Raw genomic sequence first — 14,382 nt, forward strand, 5'->3', positions numbered from 1 at the left:
GAATGTCGACTTCTCGCCATAAAAAACACTCCCCAATAGAATAAACAGATTTGTTATTTCATCTGTCTACCTATTGGGGAGCATATCATGCGAGGCGCTCTTTGACGTTTTAAGATTCTCGTTTCCGGCTGATCAACCGTGCCGTCCTGAGCAAGGACGGGAGCAGTTTCCGACGCTTGCGGATGGCCAAATATCTGGCTTCCCACGTCGGTGTGAACTTTCGTTTGAATTGACGGAGCCCGCTGAACGGATAGATGTAACTGATGTTCTCGAAGATGTCGGCCGCAATCCGCTCCGGCCAGTACGCGAACGGTTGCTCCCCGACCGAAGCGAGCGGCGCCATGCCGAGGCCGACATGGGCGTAGTTGTTGGCCCGTGCCCACTCGATCACGTGCAGAATCAGCACTTCAATCGAGCCGGGCGGAGCGTCAGCCCCAGAGCGCATCAAATCGATGGAGACGGTGTCGCGGCCCCGTAGCAAGGTGATGAAGGCGACGACGGCACCCGTCTCATCCCGGAGGAGCGCCAGCGGATAGTGCGCGAGCGCCTGTTCATGAAAGAACCCGAGCGAGAAGCCTTTCTCGCTTCGATTGCCGAGCCAGTCGTCCGAGATGCGGCGCAGTGACGCGATCAGCTCGGGCGACGGGTCCATGACGATATCGGCCGTGTAGCCCCGCTTCGTGAATTGGTTATGGAGCGAGCGCATGTTGGCGCGTTTTTTGCCGGTGAGCGAGAACGTGGCGACGTCGACCGTCGCCTCTTCACCGAGCTTGAAGAACGTGAATCCGGCGTCGTGCAGGCGCGGCATCCAATCCGGAGTGACTTGATAAAAGAGCGGGATATAGCCGAGGCGATCCGTCTCTTCGATAAAGGCGAGCAAAAGGTGTGACGCGGCGTCTCGCGCGCCTTGCACATCTCCGAGGACGATAGCGTGATTGCCGGACACGGCGAACAAGAGACACGCCTCGTCGTCCGGGCCATAATAGACGAGCTTGTCGTTCATATAGGCCAAATCGAACGCGCTCGTCGTCGCATGGGTGGCTTGAAACGCTGCGAAGCGGGACGGTTCGAACGACGTGCCGAGCTTCGGACGTTTCAACCGGTTGAACAGGGTGAGCATGCCGATCAACAACAGTCCGGACAAGACGACGGCAGCGATACTCAACCCGGCGGCTGCGTCCGGGTCGAAGAAAATCGTGTCGGTCTGACTGAACGACTGCAGCAGGAACGCGTGCGTGCCGACGTAGAGGCCGACATAGGCGATGTTGCGCACGAAACGGCTGACGGTCACGATAGAGCGATAGCGCTTGTGCTGGGTCCGGGTCAACCAGACGAACAGGGCGAACCCGCCGACGACGAACGCTTCAAACAGGTTGAAGCCGCGCGCGATGACACCGATACCGGCGACGACACAGGCGACCCCGACGAGCCAGAGCACACGCTTCGTCCGAATGTACATCCCGAACGTGGTCAGTAGCGTCAACAGACCGGCCGTGAACAGCGCGAGCGTGCCAATCCACTGTAACCAGAGGGCGGTCGAATAGAGCGGTGACACGCTCGGTAACAGCGTCTGGAACCACAAGACGAGGCTCGTCATCAATGCGATCAGGCTTCCGGCGAGCCGTCCGGTCTTGGCGAGTGTGCGCGACACGATGCGCCAGACGACGGTTCCGATTTCATAAGACGACCCGATGATCGGCTTATACTCGATCTGTTTGACGACCTGGTCCCCGAAGACGAGAGCCGCCAAGAACAGGCCGATCATGAACGGGACGATGAAGTAGACAAAGCGATAGACGATCAAAGAAGACAAAACAATCTCTTGGTCGATGCCGAGCTGGGTCATCCCGACGAGGTATAATAGATCAAACGAACCAACACCACCCGGGACGAGCGAGACGACCCCGACGATAGTCGCGACGATGAAGACACCCATCATGGCTGTGAGCGGTGCTTCGCCTCCGAGCAAATGCAGGGCATACAAGGCGACGAGTCCGGCCGTCACCCATTCGGCGAGCGACGTCGCGATATAGCCGAGCAATGTCGTCCAATCTAAGTTCGAGCGTTTCCGCGTCACGTATATGTAGAGCGGCAGGACGGCGAGTGTCGCGAGGAGCACGGGCCAAATCCATTGTTTCGTTCCGGTGAGCACGCCGGCCGGGAAAAGTCCGATGAGCACTCCTGCGGCAAGCAGCGACAAGCCGCTGATGAGCGTCGGGGTCATCCAACCGATGGCCCGGAGCAAACGCTTCGTATCCGTATACGGTCGATACAGCGATGTCCGGAGCGCGATGCCGATGACGCCGCCAAACCCGATCATGCCGTTCATCGCGTTAGTGATCCATGCCGCGCGAAGCAGCTTCGAGAGCGGGAGCTGGACGTCGAGCGAGCGCAGTAGAAAGTAGTCGTATCCGGTCATCGTCAAAACGGCGACGAGTCCGAGTCCGATCAAGGCAATCTGTTCGAAGCCCGTCAACGCCTCTAACGTTTGAAACGCCGCGGCGAGCGACAGGTTTTGGAGCTCCTGACCGCTCTGATAAAGAATCAATCCAATCAATAGGAATGGAAGCAACCATTTCAGTTGTTTCCAGGAAAATCGCTTTTGCATCGTATGTGCTCCTTCTGACAAACTCTCGAAATCTTGATTAGCTAAAGTGTACTCAATTGAGTCGTGTAATCATAGTACGAGTCAGACGGGAAGACGGATTCAAAATAAATGAGATTCGTGAATCGCGGGAATGTAGACTGTAAACGCAAGAAATAGGACGAGTGAACGAAAATCAATCTGATACAGTGGAACAAAGGGGGTGACGAGATGCTGACGTTTGAAGAGAAGTGGGAGAAAGTGCTCGCCTGTGACGCGACATATGACGGACAGTTTTATACCGCGGTCAAGACGACCGGGATTTACTGTCGGCCCTCGTGCCGCTCGCGGAAGCCGAAGCGGGAGAATGTCGATTTTTATGAGACGAAAGCGGAAGCGGAGTCGTCTGGCTTTCGGCCGTGCAAACGATGTCAGCCCGAGGTCGACCGTAGTCCGGCGAGCGCGCTCGTCCATGACGTGACGGCGTTCGTGCTCACGCATTACAAATGGCCGCTCAAGCTTGAGGAGATTGCCGAGCACGTCAGCTTGAGCCCGTTCTACGTCGAGCGGACGTTCACGCAAGCGACGGGCGAGACGCCGCGCCGTCTGCTCGAAAAGGTTCGCATCGACAAGGCGGCCCATCTGTTGCGGACGACGGACATGAGCAATCTCGCCATCTGTTATGAGGTCGGCTTTCAAACCCCATCCAACTTTTATCGCGTCTTCCGACGGCTAAAGGGTTGTTCACCGAGCATGTATCGAAAGGGGGGAGCCGATGAGTCGCTCATCGTTCGAGATTCACGTCACCGCTCCGTTTGATTTTCAACAATGTCTGCAGTTTTTGCGACGCTCCGACGATGAAGTGATGCATGTCGCCCGCGAAACGTCCGTCTCCAAGCTGTTCGACGTCGACGGACGGTTGCTGCTAGGGGATATCATGGAGACGGCTCATGGCCTAGTCATCGCGTTCCCGGAAGACGACATCACGAGCTCGGAACAGGAACACGTGGAACGATACGTCCGCGACTGGTTCGACCTCGACCAAGACGTCGCAGCGTTCGTGCGAATGGCCGAGACGGATGAACTGTTGCGTCCGCTCGTCCGAGAGTACGAGGGGCTACGTCTGATCGGCTTCCCAGACTTGTTCGAGGCGCTCACGTGGGCCGTCATCGGTCAACAGATCACACTGTCGTTCGCCTATACGCTGAAACGACGGTTCGTCGAGCAATACGGACCATCTCGGGAAGTGGACGGCGTGACGTACTGGGCTTTCCCGACCCCAGAGACGATCGCGCTGCTCGATTCGAGTGAACTGAGACAGCTTCAATTCAGTACCCGGAAAGCAGAATATATCATCGGCATCGCCCAGGAAATGACGGACGGACGATTGTCGAAACAGCGGTTGCGCAGCGAGCCACCCGACGTGATGCATGAACGGTTGTTAAGCTTACGTGGTGTCGGGGAGTGGACGGCCGCGTATGTCCGGATGAAGTGTTTCCAAGATCCGACGGCGTTCCCGGCTGCGGATGCTGGTCTGCATCAGGCGTTGAAGCATCATCTTGGGCGAAGCGACAAGTTGACGGCAGACGAAGTGAGGCAGTACGGGGAACGCTTTGTTGGGTGGGAAGCGTACGCCACATTCTATTTATGGAGGTCATTGTATGGAGACGTATAGACTGGACTATGTGAGTCCGATTGGGATTCTGGAGATTGTCGGGACAGAGATGGCCATCCGTTCCATCCTGTTCGTCGAACGTACTGACGTCTGCTATGAAGCGGGTGAGACGACACCGGACGTGTTGAATACGTGTTACCGAGAAATCGAGGAGTATTTCAACGGACGTCGCCAATCGTTCACGTTCCCGTATGAGGTGATGGGGACGGTGTTTCAACAGGACGTGTGGCAGGCGCTGGTCATGATTCCATATGGCGAGACGACCTCGTATCGCGAATTGGCCATGACACTCGGCCGGGACCGCGCTGTGCGTGCCGTCGGTAGCGCCAACGGGCGAAACCGATTGAGCATCGTCCTCCCGTGCCATCGCGTCATCGGATCGAACGGGACGTTGACGGGCTATGCGGGCGGACTCTGGCGAAAGGAATGGTTGCTTCGACACGAGCAAACAAACGCATATTCGGGCCTGGCAAAAAAACATCTACCCCTCCATATCTGATACAATGGAGAAGTCCTATCGTGACGTCTGAATCAACGTAGTGGTCTAGGACGATTCTCGTCATTTAAGGGCGATTATTTGGAGGGTACCATGATAAAATTACTAGCAGATTCAACTTGTGATTTATCCGATGAGATTTTAGCAAAATATGAGATTGGCGTCGCACCGCTCATCATCACGATTGACAATAAATCGTATGAGGACCGTGTCGACATCCAGCCCGATGAGTTTTACGGAATGTTGGAAGCGCTACCGGAATTCCCGACGACGGGGATGCCGAGCCCGGCGACATTTATGAAGCTGATGGAAGAGGCCGTCGAGAGCGGACATGACGAGATTCTTTGCATCTGTATGTCGAGCGGGACGAGCGGATCGTATCAATCGGCCGTGCTCGGAAAAGAATACTTCGAAGAGGCGCATCCCGATTCGACGGTGAAGATTCATATCGTCGACTCACGTTCGATGAGCCACGGGAGCGGCTGGTTGTTGATGAAGAGCGCCCAGATGCGTGAGGCTGGGGCGACGTTCGAGGAGCTCGTCGACTTCAACGAGAAGTACAAGATGAAAGTGAAGCACTTCTTGTCGGTCGACGACTTGGACCACCTGATTAAAAGCGGCCGTATCTCGAACGCCAGTGCGATCATCGGCAAGCTGTTGATGGTCAAGCCGATCATGAGCATGAAGAACGGCAAAGGGGCCATCGTCGCGAAAGAGCGCGGAACGCGTAAAGTGCTCAAGCACTATACGGACGAGTTCATCAAACGCTGCGACAAGGACATCACCAACTTCGTCATCATCGGCTATACGTCAGATCAAAAGATTGCCGAGAACTTGAAGGCGAAGATTCAAGCCGAATCTGACTTTGACGGCGAGATTTACCTCATGCAGATGGGCGTCTCGGTCGGGACGCACGTCGGTCTCGGAGCCATCTCAATGTTCTTCGTAGAGAAATAAAACGAAAGCCGTCTCATCTGCGAGACGGCTTTTTCTGTGGATAACGTTATCCACAGGCAGGGACGGGCCAGGCACGTTCCACAGACCAAGAGTTATCCACAATTTTAAGGCGATAGACGTCGGGATTGCTGAGATTGCGCCACGTGTCGAAGTCATAGCGGTTATCCACATGTTGAAGAAGCAACGCGAGCAGGTTGCCGTGCGTCACGAGGACGGTCGCACCGTTTATGTCGTCGAGTGGATCGATGACGCTCAAGATTCGCTTCGTCGCATCTTGACCCGACTCGGCACCTGGCACACGGAACGAGGCATCGGTGAACGAATGACGGAGCAGTTCGAACCAATCGTCGCGCGGTTCATGCGAGAGGATGCGCTCGCGCAACTTCGGCTCCGTCTCGAGGGTCAGCTGCTTGGATGTGGCGACCGGTGTGATTGAGGCGATGGCTCGCGTGTAGTCGCTTGAGATGATGCGATTGACGGGGATGTCTTGAAAAAAGTCAGCGAGTGCGAGTGCTTGTTGTTCGCCAGCCTCGGTGAGTGGGGCGTCCGGCTCTTGGCCAGTCGCCGAGCAATGACGGATGAGATAGAACGTAGACATGATGGATCCTCCTTCGTTATAGGGTCGGGTGCTTACCAGACGGTCAAACTCGTCCTCGTATCGTTGGCGTCGGTCAAATAGGCGACGTCCTCAAAGGAACGGGATAGGGCGTGCGTATAGAGTGATTCAATCATTTGTTGATTCTTGCAGTACATATCGACGAATGTGGAGTCCACGATGAGCAGGGCAAGGTCACAATGGCTATCACGAAACGCCTCATACGTCTCAATGTCTTTCACCGGTCCTTTCGAAAAGGCCTTTAAATTCGCGAAGATGAGATAGTGCTCATCCTGATGAATCAAATGAGAAAACGTTTCGCCATCTACCTCGGTCTCTTCAGGAAACAACGGTTGATGGAGGTCGCCGTTCTTCACACGATACGATTCCTCACCACCGACGAACCAGCTGTAAGAGGTGATATCGATGGGACTTAACATGTCGGCCAGAAAGCGTCCATATGTATTCGGGATTTTAAAACGGATGCCGCGCTTCACGGATTGCATTCCCCCCTTCAAAAGTTTCATGGATGAAATCCGTACTTAACCCTTATCAAACATCACAAAAGCGTTATAATCAATATAACAATTATAAACGGGGCGAGTCGGCGAATGGGGATTTACCGAATCGTCTCATACACAAATCCAGGGGAGAAGGATGGGGTTTTCATGAGCAGTGTTCAAAAGAGAACAGACGTCATTTTGATTGGTGCAGGCATCATGAGTGCGACGCTCGGGTCGCTTTTTAAAGAGCTCGTACCAGAGTGGGAAGTCAAAGTGTTTGAGAAGCTCGAAAGTGCAGGGGAAGAGAGTTCGAACGAATGGAACAACGCCGGGACGGGACATGCCGCCCTCTGCGAGTTGAACTATACGACCGAGAAGCCGGATGGCACGCTCGATATCTCGAAAGCGATCAACGTGAACGAGCAGTTCCAAATCTCGCGTCAGTTTTGGGCGCATCTCGTCAACAAAGGCTTGATTCAAAATCCAGAAGCGTTCATCCGTTCGATTCCACATATGAGTATGGTCCTAGGCGAGAACGATGTCCGCTTCTTGAAGAAACGTTTGGAAGCGCTAACAAATAATCCGTTGTTTGAAGGGATGGTTTTATCGGATGACCCGGAACAACTCCGTGACTGGATGCCGATTGTCATGGAAGGACGTTCCGTCGATGAGCCGATCGCGGCGACGAAAATCGATTCAGGTACCGACGTCAACTTCGGTGCGCTTACACGTATGCTGTTTGACCATTTGACCGGCCAAGGCGTCGAGGTCAATTACAAGCATAGCGTCGAGGACGTGAAACGGTTGGCGAACGGATTGTGGGAAGTGAAAGTGAAAGACATCGAGGCGAACACGATCGAGACGCACACGGCGCCGTTCCTGTTTATCGGCGGCGGTGGCGGCAGCCTACCGCTCCTTCAAAAGACAGGCATCCCGGAGTCGAAGCACATCGGTGGATTCCCGGTGAGCGGTCTGTTCCTCGTCTGTAAGAACCGTGACGTCATCGAACAGCACAACGCGAAAGTATACGGCAAAGCGAAAGTCGGCGCACCGCCGATGTCGGTGCCGCACCTCGACACGCGCTTCATCGAAGGGCGCAAAGAATTGTTGTTCGGACCGTTCGCCGGCTTTACGCCGAAGTTCTTGAAGACGGGCTCGAACCTCGATCTCATCCAATCGGTCAAACCATACAACGTCGTGACGATGCTCGCGGCTGGGGCGAAAGAGATGCCGCTCACGAAATATTTGATTGAGCAGGTGCTCTTGTCGCACAACAAACGGATGGACGAGCTCCGCGAATTCATTCCGACCGCGAAGAATGAGGACTGGGAAATTGTCGTCGCCGGACAACGCGTCCAAGTCATCAAAGACACGCCAGACGGTAAAGGGACACTCCAGTTTGGAACGGAAGTCGTCAGCGCCGAAGATGGATCGGTCGCAGCACTTCTCGGTGCGTCACCGGGCGCATCGACGGCCGTGCACGTCATGTTAAAAGTACTCGAGCAGTGCTTCCCAAGCCGGATGCCGGAATGGGAACCGAAAATCAAAGAGATGGTGCCGTCTTATGGCGTATCACTCTCCGATCACCCGGAACTGTTCAAGACGATTCACGAATCGACAGCGATGGCGCTCGGCCTGAAAGAGAAAGGCGTCGTCCACAATTAAGCGAGTACAAGCGAGGATATGTTCATATTCTCGCTTTTTCTTTTCAGTTTTCGCATAAAAAAAAGACCTCTTCGCACGGAAGGGGCCAATCAAGTAGTGGCGACAGGTTCTTCGCTCAAATAAGCAGCAATTTGTTGATCGATAATTTCTTCCGATAATTCAAGCGCGAGCGAAAGTTCTTTCACGAGGATCGTTTTAGCGTTCTCTAGAATCTTACGGTCCTGTTCATATAACTTTTTGTTCAACAAGAGAGCTTCGCTTTGGCGGCGAGCAAGCGTGTTGATGACTTGAGCAATCTCGTGACGGTTACCCGAGTGCACGACGTTCAAGAATTCGCGATTGCGGTTGTTCGGATGGGGATTCCATTCGACACCCGGCGAGCGGAACGATTCGAGGATCTCTTTTGCTTCTTTCGCTTCAAGGAGCGTCAACATCATCACTTTATCACTATCGACGGGGATACTGATTTGCAACTTCTGTGCGTTATTGATGGGATGGAGCGTGTAGTACGACTTCGTCTCACCCGCGACCGTCATGTCGGAAATGTCGTCAATGCGGCAAACTCCGTGGGTCGAATAGATGATTAAATCACCAGTTTTGAACAAATCGATCACCTCTTCCTTTCATCAAGTATAGTAGTTCATGACACGAAATGTCAACTCGGTTGACATTTGAGGTGAGATATGACACAAAAAAATCCCTCCCAATCGTTAGGAGAGATTACAAATTCCAGTCGGCTTTCAACAACATTTTCAGTTGTCGGAACGCGTCATCACCGAGTGAATCGGCTATTTTTTGTTCGAGTTCGGCTTTCAGTGCCTCGTTCTGTTCGTAGCAACGGACCCCGAGCTCGGTCAGCTCGATACATTTATCTTTTCGACTCGTCGGATGATCGGTCACCGTGACGAGTTCCTTCGCTTTCAAGTTCTTGATGAGCTTATGGATCGCTTGACGGGAGATGTGGACGTTGCGTGTCACTTCGGCAATGGTCGGTTTTGTTTGATAAATCCGGGCGAGCACGTACCATTCGGAGTTGGAGATGTAGATATCGTGTTGCTCGTTCCAAGCCCGCTCGCTGATGCGGCGGATTTGGTCATGTCGCTCACTGAGGAGATCGAGGAGTCGTGTCGTCGGTTCTGTTGGAGTCAAATTGGTCACTCCTATTCGTTTTGTCGTTCCTAACTATACAAAAGCGGATGTGCCGCGTCAATGCGCGAAACGAGTTCACCATCCTCTGATAGGATTTGGCGGTTTGGGGAAAGAACAGAAACAGAGGAGGGACAATCATGCCGACACGTACCGATTTATTTCAACGCTATAAACAACATATTCTCGAACTGCCCGACCTGGAGGAGACGACACTGAAGAGTGAACCGTTCCTGCTCGAGGAGGACCCGAACAAGCAACTGACGATTTATTATGCGCCGTTCGAATACATCAACCCGAACGCCAAAGTCGTCATCGCAGGGATTACGCCGGGACTGTATCAAATGCGGCAATCGTTCGAGGCGATTCGTGATTTGGCGGACGCGCCCGACGAGGAGGCGCTCCGAGCTGTCAAACAACGAGGCAGCTTCTCCGGACCGATTCGCAAGAACTTGGTGACGATGCTCGACGACTTGGAGTTGCATCACCACCTTGGGATTCCGACGACGCTCGACTTGTTCGGCGAGGCGAACCATCTCGTGCAGAACACGGCGGTGTTGCCGTATCCGGTCTTTTATAAAGGGAAGAACTACAACGGGTCGAGTCCAGATATGTTAAAGACGGATTTATTTCGGTCTTATGTCGAAGGGGGTTTCGCCGACGAGATGGCCGTCCTCGAGGACGCACTCATCTTGCCGATGGGGATTAACGTCCATCGAGCCGTCGAGACGCTCGTCGACAAGGGCATTATCGCGCCAGAACGCGTCGTGAGCGGATTTCCCCATCCATCAGGGGGGAACGGCCATCGACATCGAATCTTTGCCGAGAATCGTGAATCGATGCGGCGCCATATCGCTGAGCATTTCAAACAGCACCCGTTAAAGTGAACCGCCACGTGCGGTTCTTTTTTTGTGAAGCACCTCACCTGACAAGTTTGCTTTAGTTCGCTAAAATGGGGTACGAGGTTGACCCAGTTTTCCCATGAGAGAAAGGAACCATCTATGATCACGTTAACGAATGTCAGCAAACAGTTCGGCCGCGACGCAGCCGTCCGTGACGTCTCGCTTCAAATCGAGCGTGGCGAGGTATATGGCATCATCGGCGCGAGCGGAGCCGGCAAATCGACGTTGCTCCGACTGATGAACCTGCTCGAGACACCGGATACAGGGCAAGTCACGATTGATGGCGATGAGTTGACGAGCCTGTCGAGTCGACAACTACGCGAGAAGCGTCACGTCATCGGCATGATTTTCCAACAGTTTAATCTCGTCGCGAACAAGACCGTCTATGACAACGTGGCCGCCTCGTTGAAGCTGGCCGGTCGACCGCGGGCGACGCATGAGGCCCGGGTGCTCGAGTGCCTTCGTTTTGTCGGGCTCGAGTCGTTCAAAGACAAGTACCCGGCGCAGCTCAGTGGCGGTCAAAAGCAGCGTGTCGCCATCGCGCGGGCGCTCGCGAACGAACCGCACGTCTTGTTATGTGATGAGCCGACGTCGTCGCTCGACCCGAACACGACGGCCGAAGTGCTCGGCGTGTTGAAGTCGATTAACGAGCGGCTCGGCGTCACCATCGTCATCGTGACGCATGAGATGGACGTCATCAAACAAGTGTGCGACCGCGTGACCGTCATGACGGACGGTTCGGTGTATGAGACGATTGACGTCATTCCGAGCGGGGTCGCAGACATCGACGACAATCCGTCCTGGTTCGTCAATCAACTGAAGAAGGCAGGTGAACCACATGCCTGAGGTGCTCCTGCAATATCAGACTGAGATTTGGCAATCGATCGGGGAGACGTTCATCATGGTCGGCGTCTCGATTCTCGCGGCCGTCCTGCTCGGTCTGCCGCTCGGGACGTGGCTCTATTTGTCACGGAAAGGGCAGCTGTTAGAGAATCGGGCCGTCTTCTCCGTGCTCAACTTGATCGTCAATATCGTCCGCTCATTCCCGTTCCTGTTACTCGTCGTGTTTTTGATTCCATTTACGCGGCTCATCATCGGAACGGCCATCGGGACGGCGGCGGCAACCGTGCCGCTCGCCATCATCGCCATCGCCCATTACTCGCGACTCGTCGAGCAGTCACTCCTTGACGTCCCGCGCGGCGTCGTCGAAGCGGCCGTGTCGATGGGGGCGTCCATCAAAGACGTCATCTTCAAGTTCTTGTACGTCGAGGCCCGTTCCGGTCTCGTCCTCGGGCTTACGACGTCAATCATTAGCTTCATCTCGTACTCGACCATCATGGGGGTGGTCGGGGGCGGTGGCATCGGTGACTTTGCCATCCGCTACGGCTATCAGCAGTTCAAGACGGAGCTGATGATGTATATGATTCTCATCATGCTCGTCTTCGTCCAGATGATTCAGTTCACCGGTACGACGGTGGCACGACTCATCGACAAACGCTAATTACCTACAGAAAGAAGGAGAACTTATGAAAAAATTATTGGCGCTTTTCGCCTCACTCACACTCGTCCTCGCGGCGTGTGGGAACGATTCAGAAACGAACACGACGGAAGCCCCGTCAAACGAGCCGCAGACGCTCAAAGTCGCATCGCTCATCCCACCGATGACGGATATGCTTGAAATTGCGAAAGAGCAACTCGCAGAAGACAACATTGAGCTCGAAATCGTCGTCCTCGGTGACAACGTTCAACCGAACACGGCGCTCGCAGCAAAAGAAGTCGACGCGAACTTCTTCCAACACGTCCCGTACATGGAAGAGTTCAACCGCAGCAATGACGCCAACCTCGTCCCAATCGAACCGATTTACTTCGCCAACTACGGTGTCTACTCGAAAGAGTACGACAACATGGACGATATCCCGGAAGGCGCGACGATTGCCATCGCGAACGACGTATCGAACATCGACCGCTCGCTCTCATTGCTCGCACAGCATGATGTGATCGAGCTCGGTGAGAAGAACGGTTCGTATTACACGCAAGCCGATATCACAGAAAACCCGAAGAACCTCAAGTTCGAGGAAGTCGATTTGCTCATGCTCGCGCGTGCGTATGATGACGTCGATGCGGTCCTCATGACGCCGGCTTACGCGGCTCCACTCGGCTTGACGCCGAAGAGCGATGCTCTCTTGACGGAAGGTGTCGAGAACGACTTCGCCATCACGCTTGTTGCTCGTGAAGACAACAAAGATGAAGAAGCGATCCAGAAACTCGGCGAAGCACTCACAAGTGACGAAGTCCGCGCGTTCTTGGAAGAGAATTACGAAGAAACGGCGATTCCGGCGTTTTAACGAGAAAAGATTGAGCCCAGACGGCTCAATCTTTTTTTTAGTATTCCTCGTATTCTCTCGGGTCTTGATTATCGATACGGCCGTCCGGCTTCGTCAGTGCGTTGAGCGTCTCCATCTCGTCCTCGGTCAATTCGAAGTTGAAGACGTCGAGGTTCTCTTTTTGGTGCAACTCGCTCGACGAACGGGGGAGCGGGATGACACCGAGTTGGACGTGCCAACGCAGAATGACTTGAGACACGGTCTTGCCTTTTTGTCTTGCTAGTTCGGCGATCGTCTCGTCATGCGTGACGGTACGGGCTCGGCTCAACGGACTCCATGCCTCGGTGATGATGCCGCGCTCTTTGTCAGCCTGACGCTGTTCCACTTGGGAGAAGTAGGGGTGGAGCTCGATTTGGTTGATGACCGGTGTCTCACCCGTCTCCTCAATCAAACGGTCGAGGTGCTCGGGCATAAAGTTCGAGACGCCGATGGAGCGAATCCACCCGTTCTCTTTCGCTTGGATGAGTGCGCGCCACGCCTCGACATATTTATCTTGTTTCGGGTTCGGCCAATGCAACAGGAACAAGTCCCAATAGTCGAGGTTCGCCCGGTAGAGCGACTCACGAATCATCTCGAGCGCATCGTCGTAGTCGAAGTATTGGGCGCGAAGCTTCGACGTCAAGAACAGTTGCTCACGTGGAATACCTGATTGTCGGACGGCTTCTCCGACGGCACCTTCATTGTCATAGCGAATCGCCGAATCGATGAGACGATAGCCGTTGCGGATGGCGCTTGTGATGGCGTCGACGCCCGGTTCACCTCGTAAATAGACGGTGCCGAGCCCGATGGCCGGAATCTCGTAGCCATCATGTAGTTTAATGGTTGGGATGTTCATAAAATGCCTCCTCATTCAAAATCCGTTCTCTTGTCCGATATTCCACTTTCCCGGGGAATCAAACGTTTGAATCGGTTGGAGTAAACCAAAATGAAGTTGCTCATTTTCCTGTTTTTGGGATAATCATAGAGAGGTGATGGGGATGAAGTGGTGGTGGATGTTCGGGATATTGGCCATTGGAGGAATGATGGTCGTCAATGAGGCTTGGTATGGAAACTCGGCGGCGTTTGGAACGGCGACCAGTATGATTATCGTGACGTTGATTGGCCTAAAGAGTATAGAAAGCCGATATCGGATAAGAATGGGGGTCATCTTTTCATTATTGATTGCTGGAGCGATTTACTTCGGGTTACCGCACTATTCGGTCGCTGAAGCGGAGTATCGCCTTCAACAAGAGTATAAGAACGTGAACTATGTGGACGGTGTTGGTGTGGTGAACGAAGGCTGGAATCCGTTCCAACCAAACCGTGTCTATTTATTTGAAATCGATTCTGGAGACAAAATCTTGTTTCTACCAGACTCGGGAGAAATTATAAAAACGCGTCCTCCAATATAATCTGTACCCCATGTAAAGGACATTAATAAAAAAACTTATGCTGCTTCAAGGAGATGATTCCTGTACTGTACGGGAGTCATCTTT

The 14,382-nt window shown here is 53.8% G+C and carries 16 protein-coding genes; 10 read left to right on the forward strand and 6 right to left on the reverse strand.

Annotated features, from left to right (window positions below):
* Window positions 1-109: 109 nt before the first annotated feature.
* Complete coding sequence (gene mprF, locus KNP71_RS15365; protein WP_214756481.1) at window positions 110-2,608, reverse strand: bifunctional lysylphosphatidylglycerol flippase/synthetase MprF; 2,499 nt, start codon at window positions 2,606-2,608, stop codon at window positions 110-112.
* A gap of 207 nt (window positions 2,609-2,815) precedes the next feature.
* Here mprF and KNP71_RS15370 point away from each other — a divergent pair, with 207 nt between their 5' ends.
* From KNP71_RS15370 to KNP71_RS15385, 4 genes are all read left to right on the forward strand, one after another.
* Window positions 2,816-3,403, forward strand: a complete 588-nt coding sequence (locus tag KNP71_RS15370; protein WP_021067899.1) for a bifunctional transcriptional activator/DNA repair enzyme AdaA — start codon at window positions 2,816-2,818, stop codon at window positions 3,401-3,403.
* A complete protein-coding gene (locus KNP71_RS15375) occupies window positions 3,360-4,259 on the forward strand; it encodes a DNA-3-methyladenine glycosylase family protein (RefSeq protein WP_214831033.1) in 900 nt (299 codons plus the stop codon). Before KNP71_RS15370 ends, KNP71_RS15375 begins: the two co-directional genes overlap by 44 nt.
* Window positions 4,246-4,758, forward strand: a complete 513-nt coding sequence (locus tag KNP71_RS15380) for a methylated-DNA--[protein]-cysteine S-methyltransferase (RefSeq protein WP_021067901.1) — start codon at window positions 4,246-4,248, stop codon at window positions 4,756-4,758. Before KNP71_RS15375 ends, KNP71_RS15380 begins: the two co-directional genes overlap by 14 nt.
* A 90-nt stretch (window positions 4,759-4,848) precedes the next feature.
* On the forward strand, window positions 4,849-5,712 hold the full coding sequence (locus KNP71_RS15385) for a DegV family protein (RefSeq protein WP_214831034.1): 864 nt from the start codon (window positions 4,849-4,851) through the stop codon (window positions 5,710-5,712).
* 46 nt (window positions 5,713-5,758) lie between these two features.
* On the opposite strand, the gene KNP71_RS15390 is transcribed toward KNP71_RS15385, so the two are convergent.
* Window positions 5,759-6,310, reverse strand: coding sequence for a histidine phosphatase family protein (locus KNP71_RS15390; RefSeq protein ID WP_214831036.1), 552 nt, complete (start codon window positions 6,308-6,310; stop codon window positions 5,759-5,761).
* Window positions 6,311-6,342: 32 nt separating this feature from the next.
* A complete protein-coding gene (locus KNP71_RS15395; protein ID WP_251131509.1) occupies window positions 6,343-6,813 on the reverse strand; it encodes a DUF2691 family protein in 471 nt (156 codons plus the stop codon).
* 162 nt (window positions 6,814-6,975) lie between these two features.
* Between KNP71_RS15395 and mqo the strand changes: the two genes are divergently transcribed.
* The gene (gene mqo / locus KNP71_RS15400; protein WP_214799802.1) at window positions 6,976-8,475 is read left to right on the forward strand and encodes a malate dehydrogenase (quinone); all 1,500 of its coding nucleotides are present in this window, start codon (window positions 6,976-6,978) and stop codon (window positions 8,473-8,475) included.
* 89 nt (window positions 8,476-8,564) lie between these two features.
* Here mqo and KNP71_RS15405 read toward each other — a convergent pair whose 3' ends face one another.
* Both KNP71_RS15405 and KNP71_RS15410 read right to left on the reverse strand, forming a co-directional pair.
* A complete protein-coding gene (locus KNP71_RS15405) occupies window positions 8,565-9,089 on the reverse strand; it encodes a CarD family transcriptional regulator (RefSeq protein WP_029596405.1) in 525 nt (174 codons plus the stop codon).
* 106 nt (window positions 9,090-9,195) lie between these two features.
* Window positions 9,196-9,624 (reverse strand): MarR family winged helix-turn-helix transcriptional regulator, encoded by a 429-nt coding sequence (locus KNP71_RS15410; RefSeq protein WP_058765235.1) that lies wholly within the window; start codon window positions 9,622-9,624, stop codon window positions 9,196-9,198.
* A gap of 137 nt (window positions 9,625-9,761) precedes the next feature.
* Here KNP71_RS15410 and KNP71_RS15415 point away from each other — a divergent pair, with 137 nt between their 5' ends.
* The 4 genes from KNP71_RS15415 to KNP71_RS15430 all read left to right on the forward strand — a co-directional run bounded on the left by KNP71_RS15415 (window position 9,762) and on the right by KNP71_RS15430 (window position 12,868).
* Window positions 9,762-10,508 carry a hypothetical protein gene (locus KNP71_RS15415; protein ID WP_214799804.1) on the forward strand — a complete coding sequence of 249 codons (747 nt, stop codon included), beginning with the start codon at window positions 9,762-9,764 and terminating at the stop codon, window positions 10,506-10,508.
* A 114-nt stretch (window positions 10,509-10,622) separates the two neighbouring features.
* Window positions 10,623-11,369, forward strand: coding sequence for a methionine ABC transporter ATP-binding protein (locus tag KNP71_RS15420; RefSeq protein ID WP_214799805.1), 747 nt, complete (start codon window positions 10,623-10,625; stop codon window positions 11,367-11,369).
* Window positions 11,362-12,024, forward strand: coding sequence for a methionine ABC transporter permease (locus tag KNP71_RS15425; protein WP_029596402.1), 663 nt, complete (start codon window positions 11,362-11,364; stop codon window positions 12,022-12,024). Before KNP71_RS15420 ends, KNP71_RS15425 begins: the two co-directional genes overlap by 8 nt.
* Window positions 12,025-12,049: 25 nt before the next feature.
* The gene (locus KNP71_RS15430) at window positions 12,050-12,868 is read left to right on the forward strand and encodes a MetQ/NlpA family ABC transporter substrate-binding protein (RefSeq protein ID WP_021067914.1); all 819 of its coding nucleotides are present in this window, start codon (window positions 12,050-12,052) and stop codon (window positions 12,866-12,868) included.
* Between the two features lie 37 nt (window positions 12,869-12,905).
* On the opposite strand, the gene KNP71_RS15435 is transcribed toward KNP71_RS15430, so the two are convergent.
* Window positions 12,906-13,742 carry an aldo/keto reductase gene (locus KNP71_RS15435; protein ID WP_034780397.1) on the reverse strand — a complete coding sequence of 279 codons (837 nt, stop codon included), beginning with the start codon at window positions 13,740-13,742 and terminating at the stop codon, window positions 12,906-12,908.
* Between the two features lie 142 nt (window positions 13,743-13,884).
* Here KNP71_RS15435 and KNP71_RS15440 point away from each other — a divergent pair, with 142 nt between their 5' ends.
* Window positions 13,885-14,298, forward strand: a complete 414-nt coding sequence (locus KNP71_RS15440; RefSeq protein WP_214831037.1) for a hypothetical protein — start codon at window positions 13,885-13,887, stop codon at window positions 14,296-14,298.
* Window positions 14,299-14,382 lie beyond the last annotated feature (84 nt).

Origin of the sequence: Exiguobacterium sp. s56 (genome assembly GCF_018618255.1) — a bacterium.
GTDB classification, from domain to species: domain Bacteria; phylum Bacillota; class Bacilli; order Exiguobacteriales; family Exiguobacteriaceae; genus Exiguobacterium; species Exiguobacterium chiriqhucha.